We start from the raw sequence: 22,224 nt of genomic DNA on the forward strand, positions 1-22,224 counted from the left end.
TCGCGGCAGGTTGCGTTTAACTAACATATTATAACCGATTCAGGTATCCACAGCAAATCCGGAATCATGTCAAATAGGATTGCAGTGCCAAAAACGTCCATAAAAAACGTCATTGCTGCATTTCAAGCGTCACGGGTAGTGTAAAGAAGCTCTTGCCCGCCCCGGCATTGCCGACAGGCAAGAACGTCATCAGCGACCGCCGCGCCGGCGATTCATGCCAGGCAGGCCGCCCAGCATGAAGTTCGCCGCAGTGTTGCCACCGCGCTGCGGACGATTGCCACGACGCTGGTTGCCGGCATCCGGGAAGCCCAGTGCGGTCTGCAGCGGATCGGGCTGGCGGCTCTTGGGCTGGCCGCCCTTGTTGCCACCACCATAACCTGCGCCATTGCCCCCGCCATTGCCATAGTTGCCACCCTGGTTGCCGAAGTTGCCGCCATTGCGCCCCTTCTGCGGACCCTTGTTCTGCATGGCGTTGCCACGCGGGCCGTTGTTCTGGCCGCGACCGGCGTGACCGGTATTGCCGCCGTTGCCGGACTTGGCTTCACCGGCCTGCTTTTCCAGGCCACAGGCAGCCATCAGGTTGCGCACGGCGTTTTCTTCCAGCTCTTCCCAACGACCACGCTTCAAGGTCTGCGGCAAGGTCATGGCACCGTAACGGGTACGGATCAGGCGCGACACGGTCAGGCCGACCGCTTCAAACATGCGGCGCACTTCACGATTGCGGCCTTCGCCGATGGTCACGCGATACCACTTGTTCACACCTTCGCCACCGCCATCGGCGATGCGCGAGAACTGCGCCGGACCGTCATCGAGCTCCACGCCCGACAGCAGCTTCTGGCGCATGCCCTCTTCCAGCTCGCCCAAGGTACGCACGGCGTATTCACGCTCGATGTTGTAGCGCGGGTGCATCAGGCGATTGGCCAGGTCTCCGGAGGTGGTGAAGAGCAGCAAACCTTCGGTATTGAAGTCCAGACGGCCCACGGCCAGCCACTTGCCAGCCTTCATGGTCGGCAGGCGATCGAACACCGAGCTGCGACCTTCCGGATCGGCATGGCTGACGATCTCGCCCGAGGGCTTGTGATAGACCAGCACGCGCGGCGGACGCTTGCTCACCTTGCGCTGGATCAGCTTGCCGTTGATGCGCACGGCATCGGTGGGCAGGATGCGCTGACCGATATGGGCCGGCTCGCCATTGACCGATACGCGGCCGGCAACGATGAGCTCTTCCATGTCGCGGCGCGAACCCAGACCGGCATCGGCCAGCACCTTGTGCAGCTTGGGAGCATCATCCTCGGCGGTCAGGTCGCGACGGCCATTCTTGCCGCGCATCTGGTGCGGCTGACGGCCACCGGCCTTGGCGCCCTCGTCGCGGTCATACGCTTCCGAGGTCACGTAGGAGAAGATGTCATCGACCGGTTCGGCCGAACGCAGGCCCAGTTGCGGGGCCTTGGGCTTCTTGCCGTTCTTCTCGAAATTCTTTTTGCCTTGCTGGCCAGGCTGACCGCCATGAGCGCCATGACCATTGTTCTTGCCGAACTGGCCGCGCGGCTGGCGTTCGACGGCGGGAGCGACATCGCCCTCGCTCTTGCCATGCACCGGTGCGGCCTCGGCACCACCGGCGGCGGCACGCTGGGCGGCGCGATTGTTGCGCAAGGCACGAGGACCACGCACGCCACGGCGGGCCGGTTTGGCGCGATTGGGATCGACCGGGGCATCCAGCAGCACCGGCGGGGCAACCACTTCCTCACCGACGGTGACGATGACCTTGGGCAATTCGGCCACCGGAGCCGATACCGGCGCGGCCACCTCAGGCGCTGCCGCCTTGGGCTTGGCAGCGCGCTTGGGCTTGGCCGGCGCGGCAGGTGCAGGCTCCATGGCCAGGCTCATCTGAGCCGCGGCCTCGGCGACGGGGGCGTCTGCCACCACATCGGCCTTCCTGGTACGCGGCTTGGTGACGCGCGGTTTCTTTTCCGGAGCAGGTACGGACTCGGCAGCAGGTGTCTCCACCACTGCCACGGCCGGTGCCGCCGTCTCGGCGCTGAGCTTCTTTGCTCGCGGCGCACGCTTTTTCGGCGCAGCCTCGTCAGCGACGGCTTGCGGCGCGGCCGCGATTGCCTCGACCGGCGCAGCGCCGGCCGCAGGCTTGCGGGTACGCTTCTTCACCGGCTTGTCGGATGCGGCAGCATCGGCCGCGGCCAGGTCGACCTGGGTCTCGTCTTTGGAACTAGTTGGCTTCATTCTTCGAATCTGGATGTGGCGGACGCGCGTCATTTCCCCGCTGATCGGCCCGCTCGGTGGTGTCGTTGTGCTCGCCTGCCGCTTCGTCGGCGGCCTCAATGGCGTCTGTGCCAGTTACGGCAACGTCTTGCTCAAAAGGTTCTTGCGCTTCTGGGGAAGCGTCTTCACTGCCTGCAGCGCGCTCTTCCCCGGTGGCGGCTGCGCTATCGGACTGCTCTACATCCTCTGCGGCGATACCCCCGGACCGGGCCGCTTGGGCCTCGGCGCCAGGCACCTCGTCTTCTTCCTGCGCCTGCTCTGCCAGCGCCGCCACCCCGCCCTCGAGGGCCTGCAATTCCAGCAGCGCACCCTGGGCAGCAGCTTCACCGCTGACCTGCTGCAGCGGCGGCAATTCTTCCAGCGAACTCAGACCCAGGTCATCCAGGAACTTGCGCGTAGTGGCAAACAGCGCCGGTCGGCCCGGCACGTCACGGTGGCCGATCGATTCAATCCAGCCCCGGTCTTCCAGCATGCGGATGGTCTGCGTATTGACGGCCACCCCGCGAATCTCTTCGATGTCGCCGCGCGTGACCGGCTGGCGGTAAGCGATGATGGCCAGCGTTTCCAGCGTGGCGCGGGTGTACTTGGGCGGCTTCTCCGGATTCAGGCGTTCCAGGTAGACCTTCATCTCCTTGCGGCTCTGGAAGCGCCAGCCCGTCGACAGGCTGACCACTTCCACCCCCTTGTCGGCCCATTCGGTGCGCAGTTCATCGAGCATCTGCCGGATCATCTCGGCGTTGATGTCGCTGCTCTCTTCGCTCTCTGGATCGACGTACAGCTTTTTCAGGTCATTGATCGACAGGGGCTCATGCGTGCAAAGCAATGCAGTTTCGAGGACTTTCTTGGCCTCAGCAATATTCATGTACCACTCTTGTGCGTCTTGTTGTTAACAAAGTTCGGCTTGCAGCAGGTCTCCGGCGCTACGGCTGCAGTCCGCCCGTCCGGCAGCGAAAGCCGAAACAGGCCGGGTGCGGCAAGTCTTGCGCAGTGCTGGATGCGGCGGCGCTGCCTTCCGGTGTTTGGAGATTGAATGAGCTGGAATCTAAGACCCGGGCAAATCGGCGTCGCGGAGGACTCGCGCTTTCGCAAAGCCGTCATGTCGCGGGGTTGCGGACGGCCGACCTGCACCTTTTCAACTACCGGCCTTGCGTCATGGAGCCTTTGTTGGCCGCACAGGCTGCGGCGGTCGGGGCGCAAGGCATCAAAAGTACTGGGCGGAGTGTAGCACAAAGATTTGCGGGGATGCAGCCTGTTGCAGCCTGCGGACAATTATTTGCATGACCATTACCGGGCGCTTCCCGCCTGCCGGGTCAGCCAGGCCGTGAAATCCTCGACCGTCATGGGCTTGCCAAAGAGATATCCCTGTACCTCGTCACAGGCATTTTCCTTCAGGAAAGCATATTGCTCTTCATCCTCCACTCCCTCGGCGATGACGCGCAGGTTCAGGATATGGGCCAGCGATATGACGGCCTTGACGATGGCTGCGCTGTCAGCATCGCGCGCAATGTCGCGTACGAAGGACTTGTCGATCTTCAGCGCGTCGACCGGGAAGCGGCGCAGATAGGAGAGGCTGGAATAGCCGGTGCCGAAATCATCGACAGAAATCTGCAGACCCAGGCGCTTCAAGGCATGCAGGGTCGCCACGCTCTTCTCGGCATCTTTCATGACCACGTTCTCGGTGATCTCCAGTTCAAGACAGGAGGCCGCCAGGCCGCTCTGCTCCAGTACGCCGGCGACGAACTCCGGCAAGCTCTGGTTGAGCTGCCGTGGCGAGAGGTTGACCGCCACCGGTATCGTCGGCAGCCCGGCCTCCTGCCAGCGCTTGTTCTGGTGGCAGGCACTGCGCAGCACCCACTCCCCGATGGGCAGGATCAGCCCGGCTTCTTCAGCGAACGGAATGAAGCGGTCCGGCGGCACCATGCCCTGCTCCGGCGACTGCCAGCGGATCAGCGCCTCGGCGCCGATGACACTGCCATCCTTGAGGCTCAGCTTGGGCTGGTAGTAGAGCTTGAACTCGTCCTGATCCAGCGCACGGCGCAGGTTGATCAGCATTTCCAGACGATTGCTGACCTGCGTGTCCATCCAGGGCGCAAAGAACTGGAAGTTGTTGCGCCCCTGCTCCTTGGCGCGATACATGGCTGAATCGGCCTGCTTCAACAGGGTCTCGACATCCTTGCCATCGATGGGATAGCGGCTGACCCCGATGCTGGCGGTGACCTGGAACTCGCGATCGCCAGCCTGCCAGGGGCGCGCCACCGCAGCCAGGATACGCTGCATCACCTCGGCGATGCCGAGCTCGCCGCCGGTCTGGTTCTGCAACACCAGCACGAATTCATCGCCACCCTGGCGCGCCACCATGTCGGTATCGCGCAGGCAGGCTTGCAGGCGCTGTGCCACGGTCTTGAGAAGTTCATCACCGACCTGGTGACCCAGGCTGTCATTGATGAACTTGAACTGGTCCAGATCCACGAACACCACCGCCGTCAGCCCGCCCTTCTGGCGCGCCGCCTGAATGGCGCGCTGCAGATGCTCGTGCAGCATGTTGCGGTTGGGCAATCCGGTGAGCGCATCGTGGGTCGCGTGATGGCGCATCTCGGCTTCATAGAGCTTGCGCTCGGTGATGGCTTCGACGGTGCCTTCATAACACACCAGCGTGCCGCCATCGTCATAGACGGCACGGGCGTTCTCGGAGATCCAGATGATGTCCCCATCACGCCGGTACACGCGCGACTCGAAATTGGAGACCGAGCCCTGCTGCTCCATGAGCCGCATGAATTCGCTACGCCGCTCCGGCTCCACATACAACTGATGGCGAATGTCGCGCAGACCGACGATCAGGTCTTCCGGCGAGTGGTAGCCGTAAATGCGTGCCAGCGCCGGGTTGACGGCGATGTAGGTGCCATCGGGCGTGGTCTGAAAGACCCCTTCGATGGCGTTCTCGAAGATGCTGCGATAGCGGCGCTCGGCTTCCTGCAATGCCTGTGCGGCCTCCTTGCGCTCGGTCACATCCTGCAGGAAGCCTTCCATGGCCTCCACCGCGCCAGCCGCGTTGTACAGCCCCACCCCGCGCTCCCACACCCAGCGCAGGCTGCCGTCGGCATGCACGATGCGATATTCGATGTCGATGCGGCGCCGCTCGCGCATGCAGAGATCGATGTGGCTGCGCACCATCGCGCGGTCTTCGGGATGCGTCAGTTGCAGAAAAGAAATGCGGCTGTTGAGCAACAGGTCCTCCGGCGTGTAGCCGGTCAGGGCGTAGCAGCCTTCGCTGACGAACTCCAGGGTCCAGTGAGCATCGTCGCGGCAGCGGTAGACCATGCCGTCAAGGTTGGCCAGCAGTGTCTCCAGCAGTCTCGGCGGACGCGCCATGGCCACCACCGACTGGCTCTGCGTGGCGTCCTGGCGGCACAATGCCCTGGCCGCAGGGCGCGAGGAGGAGGAAGAGGCCGCCAATGCGCCTCGTGAAGCAACTGTTTTCATAACGACATCGTGTCTCTGGCCTCTGGTGTGCAGGCTGGCTGTGATGGTGCGGTTGGCCCGGGTGCCGGGCACCGGTTCCCCACGGTGCCTGACTGGAAGATTCATCAAAGCAATAAGGATGCCACTGCGCAAGCAGCGGGCCTGAGAAGCGGCACACAGAGCAGTTCGCCAGAATCGGCCGGAAAAACCCTTCACTTCATCGCGCACTACGGTTGAGCGCGGGCGGTAGAATCCATGCAAACCCGCCCACCGACCGCACCGGCCGGTGCAGGTTTCCTCATGACAACTAGCGGACTCTTCTATGTGGGCAAATCGGTATTTCGTGTTCTGGTCAGTGCTCGTGCTGACCGCAGTCTTGCTGGCCCTGGCGGCCACCCATGGCCTGGGCTGGGGCTGGGCGCTCATTCCCCTGGTATTGAGCGTCATCGGCGTCCACGACCTGGTGCAGCGACGCCATGCGGTCTTGCGCAACTATCCCCTGATCGGCCACTTCCGCTTCCTGTTCGAAGCCATCCGGCCGGAACTGCGCCAGTATTTCTTCGAAGATGAAATGGATGGCCGCCCCTTCTCGCGCAAGAAGCGCAGCGTGGTCTACCAGCGTGCCAAGGCCGATGTCGACAGCCGCCCCTTCGGCACCGAGCTGGACATGCAGCAGGCCGGCCATGAATGGATAGGCCATTCACTCTCCCCCACCAAGATCGCCAGCCATGACTTCCGCGTCGTCGTCGGGGCCGACCGCGCCCAGCCGTATTCGATGTCGGTCTTCAATGTTTCGGCCATGAGCTTCGGCTCGCTTTCGGCCAATGCCATCCGTGCGCTCAACCAGGGCGCCAAAAAGGGCAATTTCGCCCACGATACCGGCGAAGGCTCGGTCTCCGAATACCATCGCGAATTCGGCGGCGACCTGGTGTGGCAGATCGCCTCGGGCTATTTCGGCTGTCGCAATGCGGATGGCAGCTTCAATGAAGAGAAATTCACCGTCCAGGCGCAGTCGTCACAGATCAAGATGATCGAGGTGAAGCTTTCACAAGGCGCCAAGCCGGGCCACGGCGGCGTGCTGCCGGCGGCCAAGATCACCCCCGAGATCGCCGCCACGCGCGGCATTCCGATGGGTGTGGACTGCATCTCGCCGGCCGTGCACTCGTCCTTCTCCACGCCGATCGGACTGCTGGAATTCATCGAGAAGCTGCGCGGGATGTCCGGCGGCAAGCCGGTCGGCATCAAACTGTGCGTGGGACACCCCTGGGAATTCTTCGGCATCGCCAAGGCCATGTTGAAGACCGGCATCGTGCCCGACTTCATTACGGTGGATGGGTCCGAAGGCGGTACCGGTGCGGCCCCGCTGGAATTCGTGGACCACGTCGGCATGCCGTTGCAGGAGGGGCTGCTGATGGTGCACAACACCCTGACGGGCATCGGCCTGCGCGACAAGGTCAAGATCGGCGCCAGCGGCAAGATCATCACCGCCTTCGATGTGGCGCGCACACTGGCACTGGGAGCGGACTGGTGCAATTCGGCGCGCGGCTTCATGTTCGCCCTGGGCTGCATCCAGTCGCAGAGCTGCCATACCGATCGCTGCCCGACGGGCGTGGCGACCCAGAATGCCCAGCGCGCCCGCGCCCTGGTGGTGCCGGACAAGGCCGAGCGCGTCTTCCGCTTCCACCAGAGCACCCTGCACGCGCTGCAGGAGCTGGTGCAGGCAGCCGGTCTGCCGCACACCTCGGCGCTGCGGCCGCATCACATCGTGCGGCGCATCAACGACCATGAGATCCAGCTCATGTCCAACGTGCTGAAGTATCTGCAGCCCAACGATTTGCTGGAAGGCAATTATCGTTATCGGGTCTACGAAAAGTTCTGGCCGATTGCCCGTGCGGAAAGCTTCCATCCGGAATTTTGAAGAAAGCTTCATCTCCCCGGACAAACAAAAACCCGCAGTTCAACCGAGCTGCGGGTTTTTCAATGCTGCCAGCCTGATCTTGCCGGGATGGACAGGGGTAGGGCTTATTTGCGCTTCATGAAGAAGATGAACTCGTGTTCATCATTCTGCGATTGCTCCAGCAGATCGTTGCCGGTCTGCTTGGCGAAGGCCTGGAAATCGCGCACCGAACCGGTATCGGTGGCGGTCACCCTGAGCACCTGGCCACTGGCCATGTCCGCCAGGGCTTTCTTGGTCTTGAGGATGGGCAGCGGACAGTTCAGACCGCGCGCATCGAGTTCCCGGTGAAATTGGATGGTCATTACTTCGACTCAAAATGGATCACGACGAAAACGATTTTACTGCAAAATGCGCCGACTTGATGCGTTGCACAAGTTCTGTTGTTTTCGCCGCACTAGGCTTGTGCAAAAGCAAGAAGAACATGTGCCACGATGGAACGGTTCGTCTTGTCTTGTCTACCCGCTTACTTTAGGACCTGGGGTGTTTCGATCGGCGTGCTTGACCCGGCAAATTCGACGTACTGTACCGGCAGCGCACGCCGCCGCATCCAGTCCGCGACGGCATGGCCGGTCCCGGCAGGCCAGGGGCGCAGGTCGGCCGGGGCTGTCAGACGATATTCCACCAGCTCCGGCGAAAGCCTGATGGTGCCGCTCGCCTTCACGTAGTACGCAATGATCAGCTCGTTCTTGCGCATGAATTCATAGACGCCGATCAACTCGATCTCCTGGGCGTCCAGGTCGGTCTCTTCCTTCAGTTCCCGGGCGATCCCCTGTTCAGGGGTTTCGTCGCGTTCCATGAAACCGGTGATGAGCGCAAAACGCCCTTCGGCCCAGGCGGCATTGCGCGCAGTGAGCATCTTGCCGTCGATCTCCACCAGCGCGGCCAGCACCGGCAGGGGGTTGTCCCAATGGGTCCAGTGGCCATCAGGACAGGCCAGCCGGACCTTGCCGGCCTCGCCTTCATCGGCGCGCAGCACCAGCGATGCCGCGCAGACCGGACAAAACTTGAACTCGCTCATGCGCGCTCCGGGTCAGGGCCGTTGAACATTACAGCTTGGACTGAACCCAGTCGGCCACACCCTGCAGCGCACCCGGCAGAGCCGCCGGCTCGGTGCCGCCCGCTTGGGCCATGTCCGGACGACCGCCACCCTTGCCGCCGACCTGCTGGGCAACGAAGTTGACCAGTTCACCGGCCTTGACCTTGGCGGTAGCGTCCGCAGTCACGCCCGCGATCAGGCTGACCTTGCCATCCTTGACGCTGCCCAGCACGATGGCGGCGGTCTTGAGCTTGTCCTTCAACTTGTCCATGGTCTCGCGCAGGGTGGCGACGTCAGCGCCTTCCAGCGTGGCCGCCAGGACCTTGATGCCGTTGATGTCGACCGCCTGGTTGACCAGTTCGTCGCCCTGGCTGGAAGCCAGCTTGGACTTCAGTGAAGCCAGTTCCTTTTCCAGCGCCTTGACCTGGTCCTGCACCTGGCCGATGCGCGGCAGCAGTTCTTCCGGCTGGGTCTTGAGCGCCGCAGCGGCTTCGGCCACGCGGGTCGACAGCGACTGCACCAGCGCCAGCGCGCCCTCGCCGGTGACGGCCTCAACGCGGCGGATACCAGCGGCCACGCCCCCTTCGGAGACGATCTTGAACAGACCGATGTCACCGGTACGGGTGACGTGGGTACCGCCGCACAGTTCGGTGGAAGTACCGATGGAGAGCACACGCACCTGGTCGCCGTACTTTTCGCCGAACAGCGCCATGGCGCCAGCGGCGATGGCATCGTCGTAGCCCATCAGCCGGGCGCCGGTGGCGACGTTGGCCAGCACTTCGCGGTTGACGATGTCTTCCACGCGGCGGATTTCGTCGGCGGTCATCGGGGCGTTGTGGCTGAAGTCGAAACGGGTCTTGTCGGCATCAACCAGCGAACCCTTCTGCGACACGTGCGAACCCAGCACTTCGCGCAGGGCCTTGTGCATCAGGTGGGTGGCCGAGTGGTTGCGCATGGTGCGGGCGCGCTGGTCGGCATCGACCTTGGCCTCGACGGCGTCGCCGATGGCCAGGCTGCCCTTGATCAACTGACCGTGATGACCGAACACCTCGGCCTGGATCTTTTGCGTATCGGCCACGGCGAAGAGGCCATTGGCCGCTTCCAGCGCTCCGGCGTCACCGCACTGACCGCCGGATTCGGCATAGAACGGGGTGGTGTCCAGCACCACGATGGCGTCCTGGCCGGCCTCGATCTTCTGCACCGGGCTGCCGGCCACGTAGAGGGCCACCACCTTGGCCGACTGGGCCAGCGATTCGTAGCCGACGAAGCGGGTCTTGTCGCCGGTGTATTCGATGGCCGCGGCCATCTTGAACTTGCCGGCGGCGCGGGCGGCGCTCTTCTGGCGTTCCATGGCGGCGGTGAAGCCGGCTTCGTCCAGTTCGACATTGCGCTCGCGGCAGATGTCGGCGGTCAGGTCCAGCGGGAAGCCGTAGGTGTCGTACAGGGTGAAGGCGGTTTCGCCATCGAGCTTGCTGCTGTTGGCGGCCAGGGCGGCTTCCAGAATCTTCATGCCGTGTTCCAGCGTTTCGCCGAAACGTTCTTCTTCCTGCTTCAGCACCATCTCGACACGCTCGGCGGCTTCCGGCAGTTCCGGATAGGCCGCACCCATCTGCACCACCAGGTCCTTGACCAGCTTGTGGAAGAAAGGCTTGGTCTGACCCAGCTTGTGGCCGTGACGCAGCGCGCGGCGGATGATGCGGCGCAGGACGTAGCCACGGCCTTCATTGCCGGGGATCACGCCGTCAACGATCAGGAAGGAGGTGGCACGGATGTGGTCCGCAATCACGCGCAGCGAAGCATTGGAGAGGTCGGTCTCGCCGGTTTCGCGGGCAGCCGCTTTGATCAGCGCCTGGAACAGGTCGATCTCGTAGTTGCTGTGCACGTGTTGCAGGATCGCGGCCAGGCGCTCCAGGCCCATGCCGGTATCCACGCAAGGCGCCGGCAGCGGGGTCAGGGTGTATTCGCCGGTGGCCGGGTCGAGCTGGCGGTCGAACTGCATGAACACGTTGTTCCAGATCTCGATGTAGCGGTCGCCGTCGGCGTCGGGGCTGCCCGGGGGGCCGCCCCAGATGTCGGGGCCATGGTCGTAGAAGATCTCCGAGCAAGGACCGCAGGGACCGGTTTCGGCCATCTGCCAGAAATTGTCGGAGGCGTAGGGTGCGCCCTTGTTGTCGCCGATGCGCACCACGCGCTCGGGCGGCAGGCCGATTTCCTTGGTCCAGATGTCGTAGGCTTCATCATCGGTCTGGTAGACGGTCGCCCAGAGCTTGTCGGCCGGCAGGCCGTAGACCTGGGTCAGCAGTTCCCAGGCCCACTTGAGCGACTCGCGCTTGAAGTAGTCGCCGAAGGACCAGTTGCCCAGCATCTCGAAGAAGGTGTGGTGGCGCGCGGTGTAACCGACATTTTCCAGGTCGTTGTGCTTGCCGCCGGCGCGCAGGCAGCGCTGCACGGAGGCCGCGCGCACGTAGTTGCGCTTGTCGGTGCCCAGGAACACGTCCTTGAACTGAACCATGCCCGAATTGGTGAACAGCAAGGTCGGGTCATTGCCCGGTACCAGGCTGGAGGAGCGGACGATGGTGTGTTCTTTGGATTCAAAGAATTTCAGAAACTTGTCGCGAATTTCGGCTGAGTTCATGTTCGAAGACGGATAAATGGGCCAGATGCTGCCGGTAACGCGCAGATCGGACCCGGATGGGAGTCGGTGCAAAAAACGATTGCGAACCGATGATTATACGTGATCCCGGCCCGGATACGCAGGCCCGGACGCCGTACCACCACGCCTGCCCGGCGGGCCGGGCAGCGCTTCTCCGGGGACGAAAAAAAACCCGCCGGGAAACCCGGGCGGGTTACAGGATCGGCTGACCCGGCATGGCGCGCTACCCTGCGTTGCCGGACCTTAACTGTGTCAGCCCATCCTTCCGGTAAAACCGGGGGCGGACCGCGCCAGGCGGACCGCCACAAGAAGACCGGGCGATCAGGCGCCCTTGTTGACAGGCATCGTTGCTGCCTTCTTGGCCTTCTTGTGCTTGTGCTTCTTGGCCTTCTTGGCGTGCTTCTTGTGCTTCTTGTGAGCAGGCTTGGCAGCCGGGGCTTCAGCGGCGGGAGCGCCAGCCGGAGCCGGGGCAGGCTGGGCCAGGACCGGCATGGCGAAGGCGGCGACGAGTACGGCAGCCAGCAGTTTGTTGATCTTCATCGTTTTCCTCTATCTCTCAGTGTTGTGTGCTTCCACAAGTCCACCGGCGTGCTCACGGATGCCGGCCTTGTGCCTCCTTAACGCAAGCATTTCTCGACAGGTTGACAACAACTGTCGACTGTCTGCCAGTTATTGCCTTAGGCAGGTGAATCATAGCTAGCGCAGGAGGATTCAGTCCGCCGGTAAGAGTGCAATTTGTCGTTCATTTCCACGCGGCGCGAAGTGAACGATGTGGACATGATGTTGCCGTTGCCAACTCTACCGGCCTACCAGGCGTCGGCTGCGATCAGATCGATGCGGTCGGTGCAGAAGGCATCCACACCCCACTGGCGGATTTCCTCGGCGCGCGCCATGTCGTTGACGGTGTAGCAGAACAGCCCGACACCGGCCGCTTTGACGGCGGCAGCCAGCGCCGGGGTGAGGTGCTTGTGATTGGTGTGCAGCGCCACTGCCTGCAGTTGTTGCAGACGCGCCTGCCAGTCCTCGGGAATCACATCCACCAGATAAGCCCGTGGCAAGGCCGGGGCGACTTCCCTGGCTGCCAGCAGGGCCTCGAAGGAGAACGAGGACAAGACCGGCAGCGCCGCCCCGCTCTTGCCGGCGAAGCGCCGCGCCACCGTCTGGGCGGTCAGTTCGCCGGTACGGCGTGCCAGTTCCGCTGCGGCGGGCTTGATCTCGACGTTCATCCAGATTCCCTCGGCCAGGCAGAAATCCAGACCCTGCTCCAGCGTGCAGATCCGTTCACCGGCAAAACGCGCATCCAGCCAGGCGCCGGCGTCGAGGTCGCGCAATTGGGCCCAGTCGCTCTCGGCGATCTTGCCCTCGCCGGGCAGGGTGCGCCCGCGCTGCGGGTCGTGCATCAGGATGGGGAGGTCGTCGCGGGTCAGCATGACGTCGAATTCGACGGCGCGATAGCCGTGTTCCAGGCCGCAGCGGAAACCGGCCAGGGTGTTTTCCGGCGCCAGGGTGCCGCCGCCACGATGGGCGAGGATGCGAGGATAGGGCCACATGATGTTCTCCGAGGGTGGGCCTTGCAAAAAGGGGCAAGGTAATCGGCGCATAAGGTAGAGCAGTTCACGCCGTGCCACAAGCACTTCAGGCCAGCCAACCCGCCCTTGGTCGCAAGGTGCTCGCCGGCGGCGCCGCGACGGTGCATTCTTGCCGCATCCTTGATCCACCTGCTGCGAGGCCATCATGCACGAGACTGCTCCCTCCCCCCTGCCCGGCGACAAGACTTGCGCCCCGGGCGCCACCCCCTGCGACTACGCCCGCGCCGAGCGCCGCGTGGCACGTCAGGTCGGCTTTTTCTACCACCTGGGCATCTACCTGAGCGTCAATGCAGCGCTGATGCTGCTCGACCTCATGGGGCCGCGCGCCCACTGGTGGAGCCTGGGGCCTCTCCTTGGCTGGGGAATCGGGGTACTATTCCACGCCTTGCGCGTATTCGGGCGCTTTCCCGCCGGCTGGAAACAGGCGATGATCGCCCGTGAACTACGCCGACGTTGACAGGCCCGGTGCGCCGGGCAGCTTGTTTGCCTCATCACCGAAAACTGCATGACCCGACACGATACATCGATCCCGCCCCGCCTGACCGTCCTGCTGCGCGAGCTGGCACTGTCCCTGCTGCCCACGCTGGTGATCAACCTGCTGTGTGCACTGGCCGTGACCTACCTGATGCGCATCGGCGGCAGCTTCTATGAAAACCTGCAAGTGTCGATGTGCATCGGCCTGCTGGCCATGCTGCTCATCAACGGCACGCGCCTGGCCATCTGGGGCGATGGCGAGCCCAACAAGCTGGGCTTTCTGGCGATCATCGCGGTCATGGCCCCGCTGGCGGTGCTGCTGGGACGCCTGCTGGCCAGCGTATTGCTGGACCAGCCCATCCTGAGCCTGGTACCGGAGCACAGCGACAACATCATCGCGGTGATGGTGCTGACCTTCCTGGTCTGCTTCGGCGCCACCGTCTTCTTCTGGAACCGCCAGAAGATGGCCGCCCTGCAAGCCCACGCCAGCCAGGTCGAAAAGCAGGCCGTGCAGGCGCAATTGCAGATGCTGCAGGCCCAGATCGAGCCGCACATGCTCTTCAACACGCTGGCCACGCTGCAGTCGCTCATCAGCACCGACCCGTTGCAGGCCGAGCTGATGTTGAACCAGCTGGTCCAATACCTGCGCACGACCTTGTCGGCTTCACGCGCCGACAGCACTTCACTGCAAAAGGAATTCGACCTCATCAAGGCCTACCTGGGATTGATGTCGCTGCGCATGGGTCTGCGCCTGACCTATACCCTGCAGCTGCCGGAACACCTGGGCCGCCTGCGCCTGGCGCCGATGCTGCTGCAGCCGCTGGTGGAGAACGCCATCAAGCATGGCCTGGAACCCAAGGTGGAAGGCGGCAACTGCACCGTGCGCGCGGCGGTCCACAACGACATGCTGGTGCTGAGCGTGCTCGACACCGGCGTGGGCCTGCCCACCAGCATCAGCCTGAACCAGCCGCCCGCGCAGAAGGAACCGGTGATCGGCATGCACTTCGGGCTGGACAACATCCGCGAGCGCCTGGCCACGCTCTACGGTCCGCTGGCTGAACTGATCATCACCCACAACGTGCCGGCCGGCGCAATGGCGCAGATCACCATCCCGCTCAAGGCCCTCAAGGCGGCCCATCGCAGCAGCAAGAGCAGCCGCCTGCTGGATCGCTGAGTCCCCTGCCGTTTTTGTCGGAGTCCGATATGGCCCATCCCATTGCCCTGATCGCCGAAGACGAACCCCTGCTGGCCAACGCACTGCGCCAGGCCCTGGCGCGCTGCTGGCCGGAACTGCCGGCACCGCATCTGGCGGCCAATGGGGACGAAGCGCTCGAGCGGGCGCTGGCACTGCTGCCGGATGTGCTGTTCCTGGATATCAGGATGCCCGGTCGCAGCGGATTGGAGGTGGCCGGCGAACTGGCCGAAGAATGGCCTGCAGGCCGTCCCTTCCCGCTCATCGTCTTCGTCACGGCCTACGACGATTACGCCCTGCAAGCCTTCGAGCGCGCCGCCATCGATTATTTGCTCAAACCAGTCAGTCAGGAGCGCCTGGCGCTCACTGTCGCGCGCCTGCAAGGCTTGCTGGCCCGGCGCGCCGCCAGCGACCAGGATAGCCAGCTGGAAAGCGCCCTGGCGCAACTGCGTGCCCTGGCCGCGCCAGTGGCCGAGCCGACACCGCCGCGACTGGACTACATCCGCGCCGCAGTCGGCAACAAGGTGAAGTTGATCCCGGTAGACGAAGTGATCTATTTCGAGGCCACCGACAAATACGTCAATGTGGTCAGCGCCGAGGGGAGCGCGCTGATCCGCTCCAGCCTGCGGGAATTGATCCCGCAACTCGATGCCCGCCAGTTCTGGCAGATCCATCGCGGCACCGTGGTGCAGGTCCGGCAGATTCAGGCGGCGGTGCGGGAAGAGAGCGGCAAGCTCTTCGTGCAGCTGCGCGACCGCCCGGAAAAACTGGCGGTCAGCCGCCTGTTCGCCTATCTGTTCAGGCAGATGTAGCCGCTCCTGGCTCAACCATCAGCGTCCGTAGTAATACCCGGGGCCGTAATAAGGACGGTAGTAATGCGGCTGCGGCGGGCCCACCGGCACCACCACGCAGGCCGACAACGTGGCAGCGGCCACGGCGGCGGCGACGATCAGCTTGATCCAACGGCTCATGATGCACTCCTTGTGTTTTGGCGTTTTTGTTCACTGCGCCCGGCTGATGCCTGGTCACGCTGGCAGAGTGCCAGCCGCGCCCCCTCACAGGTAATACATGGGCGTATCTTGTGTAACAAGAACAGGTAAAAACCTTCATATCGCCTCCAAGGCGCGTTGTCGACGGGCAAAAAAACCTGCCGCAACGGCGGCAAAGCCCGTGGAACCTGGGTAGCTGCGGTAGAATGCCTGCCATCTGAATAAACAGGCATTCCTCCCGATTCATCTCATGAGCAACGAACTGAAAAACGGTCATCCCCCTGCCCCCTCCACCAATTTCCTGCGCGGCATCATCGAATCCGACCTGGTCTCGGGCACCTATGCCCAGCGCAGCAGCCAGGATGGCCAGGCCCTGCCGCAGGTGGTGACCCGTTTTCCGCCCGAGCCCAACGGCTACCTGCACATCGGCCACGCCAAGTCGATCTGCCTGAACTTCGGCCTGGCGGCAGACTATGCCGGCCGCTGCCACATGCGCTTCGACGACACCAATCCCGAGAAGGAAGAACAGGAATACGTCGACACCATCCTGGACTCGGTCAAGTGGCTGGGTTTCTCCTGGGAGCATGAAGGCAAGTCGCACCTGTACTACGCCAGCAACTATTTCGACGTCATGTACGCCTGCGCCCAGGCGCTCATCCGCAAGGGCCTGGCCTACGTGGACGAGCAGAACGCCGAACAGATGCGCGAGAACCGCGGCACCCTGACCGAACCCGGCAAGGATTCGCCGTGGCGCGACCGTCCGGTGGAAGAATCGCTGCGCCTGTTCGAGGAAATGCGTGACGGCAAGCATCCGGATGGCTCCATGATCCTGCGTGCCAAGATCGACATGGCCAGCCCCAACATGAACCTGCGCGATCCGGCCATCTACCGCATCCGCCATGCCACCCACCACAATACCGGCGACAAGTGGCGCGTCTATCCGATGTACACCTTCGCGCACCCGATCGAAGATGCGCTGGAAAACATCTCGCACTCCATCTGCACCCTGGAATTCGAAGACCAGCGCCCGTTCTACGACTGGCTGCTGGAACACCTGGCCGAGGAAGGCTTCTTCAAGAAGCCGCTGCCGCATCAATATGAATTCGCGCGCCTCAATCTGACCTACATCATCACCAGCAAGCGCAAGCTGCGCCAGCTGGTGGATGAAAAGATCGTCTCCGGCTGGGACGACCCGCGCATGCCCACCATCGTCGGCCTGCGTCGCCGTGGCTACACGCCCGAAGCGATCCGTCTGATGTGCGACCGCACCGGCGCCTCCAAGAACAACAGCTGGATCGACTTCAGCGTGCTCGAAGGCGCGCTGCGCGAAGACCTTGATCCCAAGGCCCCGCGTGCAGTGGCCGTGCTGCGTCCCTTGAAACTGATCATCGACAACTTCCCCGAAGGCGTGTCCATCGATTGCAGCGCTCCGGTCTATCCGCCCGCGCATCCGGAACACGACACCGCGCACCGCCACTTCCCCATCACCCGCGAACTGTGGATCGAGCGCGAAGACTTCATGGAAGAACCGACCAAGGGTTATTTCCGCCTCTTCCCCGGCAACAAGGTGCGCCTGCGCTACGGCTACGTGGTCGAATGCACTGGCTGCGACAAGGATGAGCACGGCAACGTCATCGCCGTGCACTGCAACTACTTCGAAGACAGCAAGAGCGGCACCGAAGGCAGTTCCAACTACAAGGTCAAGGGCAACCTGCACTGGGTCAGCGCCGAACACGCCTTGGCCACCGAAGTGCGTCTGTACGACCGCCTGTTCTCGGACCCGCATCCGGATGCCGGCGGCAAGGATTTCCTGGCGGCCTTGAATCCGAACTCCAAGGAAGTCATCACCGCCTACCTGGAGCCGACCCTGAAGACCGCCCAACCCGGCGACATCTACCAGTTCGAACGCCACGGCTACTTCGTGGCCGACCGCGTCGATTCGACCGGGGGCCAGCCGATCTTCAACCGGGCCGTCACGCTCAAGGACAGCTGGGGCAAGTAAGCACAATCAGGGGAAGACGGCCGCAAGGCCACGCGGGCGGCAGCGCGCCAGTCGTCCGCGCCAACGGGATGGCGCAGCCGGGTGGCCAGGGCCACCGGCAGAGCTAGGGGAACTCATGTTCGAGCAGATCAAGATCCAGCGCTTGTCGATGTCATCCATCTACAAACTGCTGGCCCTCGGTACCAGCTTCTCGCTGGTACCGTTTTCAACGCTGATGGGTGTGCTCTCGCTGTTCGGCGCACAAACCATCACCTGGGATGGCAAGCACCTGATCGGTTATGACGGCCTGATCGCCTCGCCCTTCATCGGCCTGTTCCTCTCGGCCTTCATCACGCTCTTCCTGGGCACCCTGTGCTGCATCGGGCTGTGGCTGTATTCGCTGTGGCGCCCGCTGTCACTGAAGGTGGAGGCGGTGGACAACCTGGACATCGACCAGCTGATCCGCGAGAGCGAAGAAGCCATGGCCACCCGCGACTGACTGCCACCAAGCACCACTGAGCGCCACTGAGCGCGGGGCACTCAGAAGATCTTCATCCACTTGAGGAAGGCCACGGTGGCCACACCGAGGCCGCCCATGACGCTCATCACGATCCAGAACGAAGCCTCATCATGCAGGCCCGGCAAACCTGCCACGTTCATCCCGAAGATCCCCGACACCAGCGTGGCCGGCATCAAGAGCGCCGTCAGGACCGACAGCGCCATCAGGTTGCGGTTCATCTGCTCCGACATCTGCGAGGCGATCTCTTCCTGCAGCAGCTTGGCGCGTTCATAGACAGCCTCCACGGTGGAGTGCAGTTCGTTGAGTTCATCCAGAGCATGGGTCAGGTCTTCCAGTGCCTCGCGCGGCACCCAGCCTGGACGCAGGCGCTGAAACTGGGCCAGGATGCGCCGCTCCGGTGCGATGAAGCGACGCAGCTCGGCCAGTTGGCGGCGGATGCCGGAGAGCTCGGCGCGGTCTTCGGAACGGCGATCCGAGAGCACCGAGAATTCGATGTCGTCCACCTTGTCATTGAGCTTGTCCAGACGTGCATTGAAGCCATCGGCCAGGCAACGCAGCAGCTCGGCGAACAGGTCCATGGGATTGTCGAAGTCACCGCCGTCCAGCACCTTCTGACGCAGCAGGTTGGTCGACAGAAGCGGCTGGGTGCGCAAGGTCAACAAGCGGGTACGGTCCAGATAGAAATGCAGTGCCCCCTTTTCGGTCCCGGTGTCGCCGATCTCCATCTTCATATCGGTCAGCGTGCCATACACCCCCTCGGGCGTGGCGTGCAGGCCCGGATGGGTATCGCTGCTGAGCAGGAATTCGGTGATGTACTCGGGAATGTCGCTGTGATGCGCCATCCATTGCTGGATCTTCACATCGGCGGTCTTGACGTGCAGCCAGGCGAAATCCGGTGCGCTGGGGTGATAGTCGACCACTTCATTCCAGTTCATCTGGCGCGCCCGGCCCTCCTCGAATCGGAAGGCGCAGATGAATCCGGCCGGTTCGTAGAGCAGGTGCAGTGCTTGCGGGGTGTCCGGCGGATTGTGCATGAGCGGCCAGGTCAGGAATGGGCGGAAGGCATGAGACCCCGCATTCTAGCGACCGTCTTTGACAGATTTGTGACAGGGCCGTGACACCCCGTGCACGGCCGCCCCGGCTCAGTAGTTGAAGTTGCGGTTGCCCCAGGCCTCGCGGGCCGCACCGCAGACCCGGATCTGGTCTTCGTTCATGCCGGAGGTGCCATTCAACTGGCACTGGTCGGAGACCGACTTGGCCTCCTCGATGTTCTTGCGGAAATAGGCGTAATCCTTCTTGCCGGCCACGGCGTCACAGGCCGACAGCAACGGCAGGGCGATGCACAGCAGCGCTGGCAGGCGGAGGGCGGATTTCATGCGGTGGTTCCCCTGAAAGGCGGGCCAGGCCCGCGACAGGCAGCGCCGAGATGCGCCCCCGACCGGCCCTTCCCCGGGGCCGTGGCGGCAGCGCTGCGCTGCAACGCGACAAAGTATAGACAGCCGTCGAGGATTGCTCAACGGAAATCTTCACTTTCCTCACCTCATGGTAGAACAAAAAGGGCCGGTCACCATGACCAGCCCCGGTGTGCTGCATGAACGCCTTGTCAGGATGAAATCATCCGCGACGCTTGAGCAGGGCGTGCAGGATGATGGCACCGAAGGTAGCGGTGCCGATGCCGCCCAGGGCGAAGCCGCCCATCTTCAGGGTGAAGTCGCCTGCGCCCAGCACCAGCGTGACGGCGGCCACGATCAGGTTGGTATTGTTGGAGAAATCGACCTTGTTCTCGACCCAGATGCGGGCGCCCGATACGGTGATGAGACCGAACACCACGATCGACACGCCGCCCAGCACCGCGCCAGGAATGGTCAGGATGACCGCGCCGAACTTGGGCGAGAAGCCCAGCAGGATGGCGATCACCGCCGCCACCACGAAGACCAGGGTGGAATAGATCTTGGTGACGGCCATCACGCCGATATTCTCGGCATAGGTGGTCACGCCGGTGCCGCCCACGCTGCCCGAGAGCATGGTGGCCAGGCCGTCGCCGATGAAGGCGCGACCGATGTAGCGGTCCAGGTTCTGGCCGGTCATGGCCGAGACGGCCTTGATGTGGCCCAGGTTCTCGGCCACCAGGATGATGGCCACCGGTGCCAGCAATGCCATGGCGCTGCCCTGGAAGACCGGTGCGGCAAAGTGCGGCAGACCGAACCAGGCGGCATTGGCCACGGTGGAAAAGTCGATCGGTTTGCCCAGGCCCATGCCGTTGGTCAGTACCGCGTAGAGCACATAGGCCAGCAGCAGGCCGATGAGGATCAACAGGCGCTGCAGCATGCCGCGCGTAAAGACTGCCACGAAGCCCACGCAGAGGATGGTGGCCAGCGCCATCCAGCTGTCGAAACTGCTGCCGGAGACGCCCTTGACGGCGATGGGGGCCAGGTTCAGGCCGATCACCGCCACCACCGCACCGGTCACTACCGGGGGCATCAGGGATTCGATCCAGCGCGTGCCCACGCCCGAGACGATCAGCCCGATCACGGCATAGACCGCACCGCAGGCGATGATGCCGCCCAGCGCCACGCCGAGGTTGGCGTTGGGACCGGAGCCGGCATAACCGGTCACGGCGATGACCAGTCCGATGAAGGAAAAGCTCGACCCCAGGTAGCTCGGCACCCGACCGCCGACCATCAGGAAGAACAGCAGGGTGCCGATGCCCGACATCAGGATCGCCAGGTTGGGATCGAAGCCCATGAGCAGCGGGGCCAGCACGGTCGAGCCGAACATGGCCACCACGTGCTGCACGCCCATGGCCAGCGTCTGCGGTGCAGGCAGCCGCTCATCGGCGGCGATCACGGCGCCCTGGCCGTCGTTGGTGCTTTGGCGCAGCCGCCATTGGGGGAAATACGAACCCGACATGGAGATCCCTTTCGTTGTGGATTTGTTTTGATTTGTACGTGGATGTGGAACGGGGGCTAGTGTATTGAGCGACCGCACAAATAACAATTGCTGCGGCGCTGCCCCGCAAAAATAAATCCGTAAAAGATTTCGGCCGCCCCGGCGCGCTGCTGCCCGGCGGTGCAAAAAGCGCGCCTGCACCACCCTGACGCCCCAAAACAGATCGCCCGTTTGCGCAAACGCCGGCGACCTTTCCCGGGCATGTTTCTTGCGCCTCGGGAGCGGTTAGAATCACGTCCCCGATTGTTCCCTGCCATGTCAATGATCAACCTCACCACCCCTGCCCTGCTGTTCCCCGCGACCTCGCTGTTGCTGCTGGCCTATACCAACCGCTTCCTGGTGCTGGCGCAGCTGATCCGCAACCTGCAGCACCAGGGACAGAACGATGAACGCGGGCTGGTGATCCGGCAGATCCTCAATCTGCGCAAACGCATCGTGCTGACCCGCTACATGCAGGCCCTGGGCGTGTCCAGCTTCATCATGTGCGCCATCTCGATGTACCTGATCTTCGTGGATCGCAATCACTGGGCCGAGGTGCTGTTCGGCCTGAGCCTGATGCTGCTGGTGCTGTCATTGCTGGTGTCGCTGTGGGAAATCATGATCAGCACGCGCGCCATCGAGATCACCCTGGAAGACATGGCCCAGAAGCTGGAAAAAGGGAGCCTCCCCGTCCAATGAAAGCTTTTCATTCATGGCACGATTCCATTGAAAGCCGGCATCGGACGAACATGTAATAATCGAGCGCCCGGCCGGCCTCGTAGATGGCCGTCCTCGGGCATCCCTCGACTATGCACTGGAGACCCACATGATCCTGGAACTGGCGGACATCCGCATCCAACCCGGCAAGCAAGCAGAATTCGACGAAGCCATCCAGCGCGGCCTGGCGCAAACCATCAGCAAGGCCCGCGGCTATCTCGGCCACAAGGTCCAAAAAGGCATCGAATCGCCCGAGCGCTACCTGCTCATGGTGTACTGGGCCACCCTGGAAAACCATACCGTGGATTTCCGTGAATCGCCCGCCTTCACCGAATGGCGCGGCATCGTCGGCCCCTTCTTCGCCGGTGCCCCGCAGGTGGAGCACTTCGCACTGCTGACCGAATCCGCGTAAGACCGGTGCGCGCCGGGCGCGCCCATCGCCCACCGGATAC

General features: G+C 63.3%; 20 protein-coding genes. 8 read left to right on the forward strand and 12 right to left on the reverse strand.

Annotated elements, in window-relative coordinates; genetic code table 11:
- Window positions 1-189: 189 nt before the first annotated feature.
- The 3 genes from rluB to GWL_RS14335 form a co-directional block, all read right to left on the reverse strand.
- On the reverse strand, window positions 190-2,238 hold the full coding sequence (gene rluB / locus GWL_RS14325; RefSeq protein ID WP_008331405.1) for a 23S rRNA pseudouridine(2605) synthase RluB: 2,049 nt from the start codon (window positions 2,236-2,238) through the stop codon (window positions 190-192).
- Complete coding sequence (gene scpB, locus GWL_RS14330; RefSeq protein WP_008331407.1) at window positions 2,225-3,139, reverse strand: SMC-Scp complex subunit ScpB; 915 nt, start codon at window positions 3,137-3,139, stop codon at window positions 2,225-2,227. Before scpB ends, rluB begins: the two co-directional genes overlap by 14 nt.
- Before the next feature lie 422 nt (window positions 3,140-3,561).
- Entirely contained in the window at window positions 3,562-5,646 is a 2,085-nt protein-coding gene (locus GWL_RS14335; RefSeq protein WP_192811583.1) for a bifunctional diguanylate cyclase/phosphodiesterase, read from the reverse strand.
- A gap of 412 nt (window positions 5,647-6,058) precedes the next feature.
- Here GWL_RS14335 and GWL_RS14340 point away from each other — a divergent pair, with 412 nt between their 5' ends.
- Window positions 6,059-7,654, forward strand: a complete 1,596-nt coding sequence (locus GWL_RS14340) for an FMN-binding glutamate synthase family protein (protein ID WP_008331414.1) — start codon at window positions 6,059-6,061, stop codon at window positions 7,652-7,654.
- 104 nt (window positions 7,655-7,758) lie between these two features.
- Here the strand turns inward: GWL_RS14340 and GWL_RS14345 are convergent, their stop codons facing one another.
- The 5 genes from GWL_RS14345 to ugpQ form a co-directional block, all read right to left on the reverse strand.
- Window positions 7,759-7,995, reverse strand: a complete 237-nt coding sequence (locus tag GWL_RS14345) for a sulfurtransferase TusA family protein (protein WP_006464319.1) — start codon at window positions 7,993-7,995, stop codon at window positions 7,759-7,761.
- A gap of 161 nt (window positions 7,996-8,156) precedes the next feature.
- Window positions 8,157-8,711 (reverse strand): NUDIX domain-containing protein, encoded by a 555-nt coding sequence (locus GWL_RS14350; RefSeq protein ID WP_008331423.1) that lies wholly within the window; start codon window positions 8,709-8,711, stop codon window positions 8,157-8,159.
- A gap of 28 nt (window positions 8,712-8,739) precedes the next feature.
- Window positions 8,740-11,364, reverse strand: a complete 2,625-nt coding sequence (alaS, locus tag GWL_RS14355) for an alanine--tRNA ligase (RefSeq protein WP_008331425.1) — start codon at window positions 11,362-11,364, stop codon at window positions 8,740-8,742.
- 339 nt (window positions 11,365-11,703) lie between these two features.
- Entirely contained in the window at window positions 11,704-11,922 is a 219-nt protein-coding gene (locus GWL_RS14360; protein WP_008331427.1) for a hypothetical protein, read from the reverse strand.
- A 266-nt stretch (window positions 11,923-12,188) separates the two neighbouring features.
- Complete coding sequence (ugpQ, locus tag GWL_RS14365; RefSeq protein ID WP_008331428.1) at window positions 12,189-12,932, reverse strand: glycerophosphodiester phosphodiesterase; 744 nt, start codon at window positions 12,930-12,932, stop codon at window positions 12,189-12,191.
- 184 nt (window positions 12,933-13,116) lie between these two features.
- Between ugpQ and GWL_RS14370 the strand changes: the two genes are divergently transcribed.
- From GWL_RS14370 to GWL_RS14380, 3 genes are read left to right on the forward strand one after another with little or no spacing between them, the layout of a single operon-like run.
- Window positions 13,117-13,428: a 2TM domain-containing protein gene (locus tag GWL_RS14370; RefSeq protein WP_008331429.1), complete on the forward strand. Its 312-nt coding sequence runs from the start codon at window positions 13,117-13,119 to the stop codon at window positions 13,426-13,428.
- Between the two features lie 48 nt (window positions 13,429-13,476).
- The gene (locus GWL_RS14375) at window positions 13,477-14,619 is read left to right on the forward strand and encodes a sensor histidine kinase (protein WP_008331430.1); all 1,143 of its coding nucleotides are present in this window, start codon (window positions 13,477-13,479) and stop codon (window positions 14,617-14,619) included.
- Between the two features lie 29 nt (window positions 14,620-14,648).
- Window positions 14,649-15,449 carry a LytTR family DNA-binding domain-containing protein gene (locus GWL_RS14380; RefSeq protein ID WP_008331431.1) on the forward strand — a complete coding sequence of 267 codons (801 nt, stop codon included), beginning with the start codon at window positions 14,649-14,651 and terminating at the stop codon, window positions 15,447-15,449.
- A gap of 18 nt (window positions 15,450-15,467) precedes the next feature.
- Here GWL_RS14380 and GWL_RS23685 read toward each other — a convergent pair whose 3' ends face one another.
- Window positions 15,468-15,608, reverse strand: a complete 141-nt coding sequence (locus tag GWL_RS23685) for a hypothetical protein (RefSeq protein WP_008331432.1) — start codon at window positions 15,606-15,608, stop codon at window positions 15,468-15,470.
- 268 nt (window positions 15,609-15,876) lie between these two features.
- Here GWL_RS23685 and GWL_RS14385 point away from each other — a divergent pair, with 268 nt between their 5' ends.
- Both GWL_RS14385 and GWL_RS14390 read left to right on the forward strand, forming a co-directional pair.
- Window positions 15,877-17,628: a glutamine--tRNA ligase/YqeY domain fusion protein gene (locus tag GWL_RS14385; protein WP_008331433.1), complete on the forward strand. Its 1,752-nt coding sequence runs from the start codon at window positions 15,877-15,879 to the stop codon at window positions 17,626-17,628.
- 115 nt (window positions 17,629-17,743) lie between these two features.
- Window positions 17,744-18,106, forward strand: coding sequence for a hypothetical protein (locus GWL_RS14390; RefSeq protein WP_008331434.1), 363 nt, complete (start codon window positions 17,744-17,746; stop codon window positions 18,104-18,106).
- A gap of 41 nt (window positions 18,107-18,147) precedes the next feature.
- Here the strand turns inward: GWL_RS14390 and GWL_RS14395 are convergent, their stop codons facing one another.
- From GWL_RS14395 to GWL_RS14405, 3 genes are all read right to left on the reverse strand, one after another.
- A complete protein-coding gene (locus GWL_RS14395; RefSeq protein WP_008331435.1) occupies window positions 18,148-19,161 on the reverse strand; it encodes a transporter in 1,014 nt (337 codons plus the stop codon).
- A gap of 108 nt (window positions 19,162-19,269) precedes the next feature.
- On the reverse strand, window positions 19,270-19,503 hold the full coding sequence (locus tag GWL_RS14400) for a hypothetical protein (RefSeq protein ID WP_008331436.1): 234 nt from the start codon (window positions 19,501-19,503) through the stop codon (window positions 19,270-19,272).
- 238 nt (window positions 19,504-19,741) lie between these two features.
- Window positions 19,742-21,037, reverse strand: coding sequence for a solute carrier family 23 protein (locus GWL_RS14405; protein ID WP_008331439.1), 1,296 nt, complete (start codon window positions 21,035-21,037; stop codon window positions 19,742-19,744).
- Window positions 21,038-21,337: 300 nt separating this feature from the next.
- On the opposite strand from GWL_RS14405, the gene GWL_RS14410 reads away from it, so the two are divergent.
- Complete coding sequence (locus GWL_RS14410) at window positions 21,338-21,754, forward strand: DUF2721 domain-containing protein (RefSeq protein WP_008331443.1); 417 nt, start codon at window positions 21,338-21,340, stop codon at window positions 21,752-21,754.
- Window positions 21,755-21,881: 127 nt separating this feature from the next.
- Entirely contained in the window at window positions 21,882-22,184 is a 303-nt protein-coding gene (locus tag GWL_RS14415; RefSeq protein ID WP_008331444.1) for an antibiotic biosynthesis monooxygenase, read from the forward strand.
- Window positions 22,185-22,224 lie beyond the last annotated feature (40 nt).

The sequence above is a fragment of the Herbaspirillum sp. GW103 genome, assembly GCF_000261365.1.
Taxonomy (GTDB): domain Bacteria; phylum Pseudomonadota; class Gammaproteobacteria; order Burkholderiales; family Burkholderiaceae_D; genus Herbaspirillum.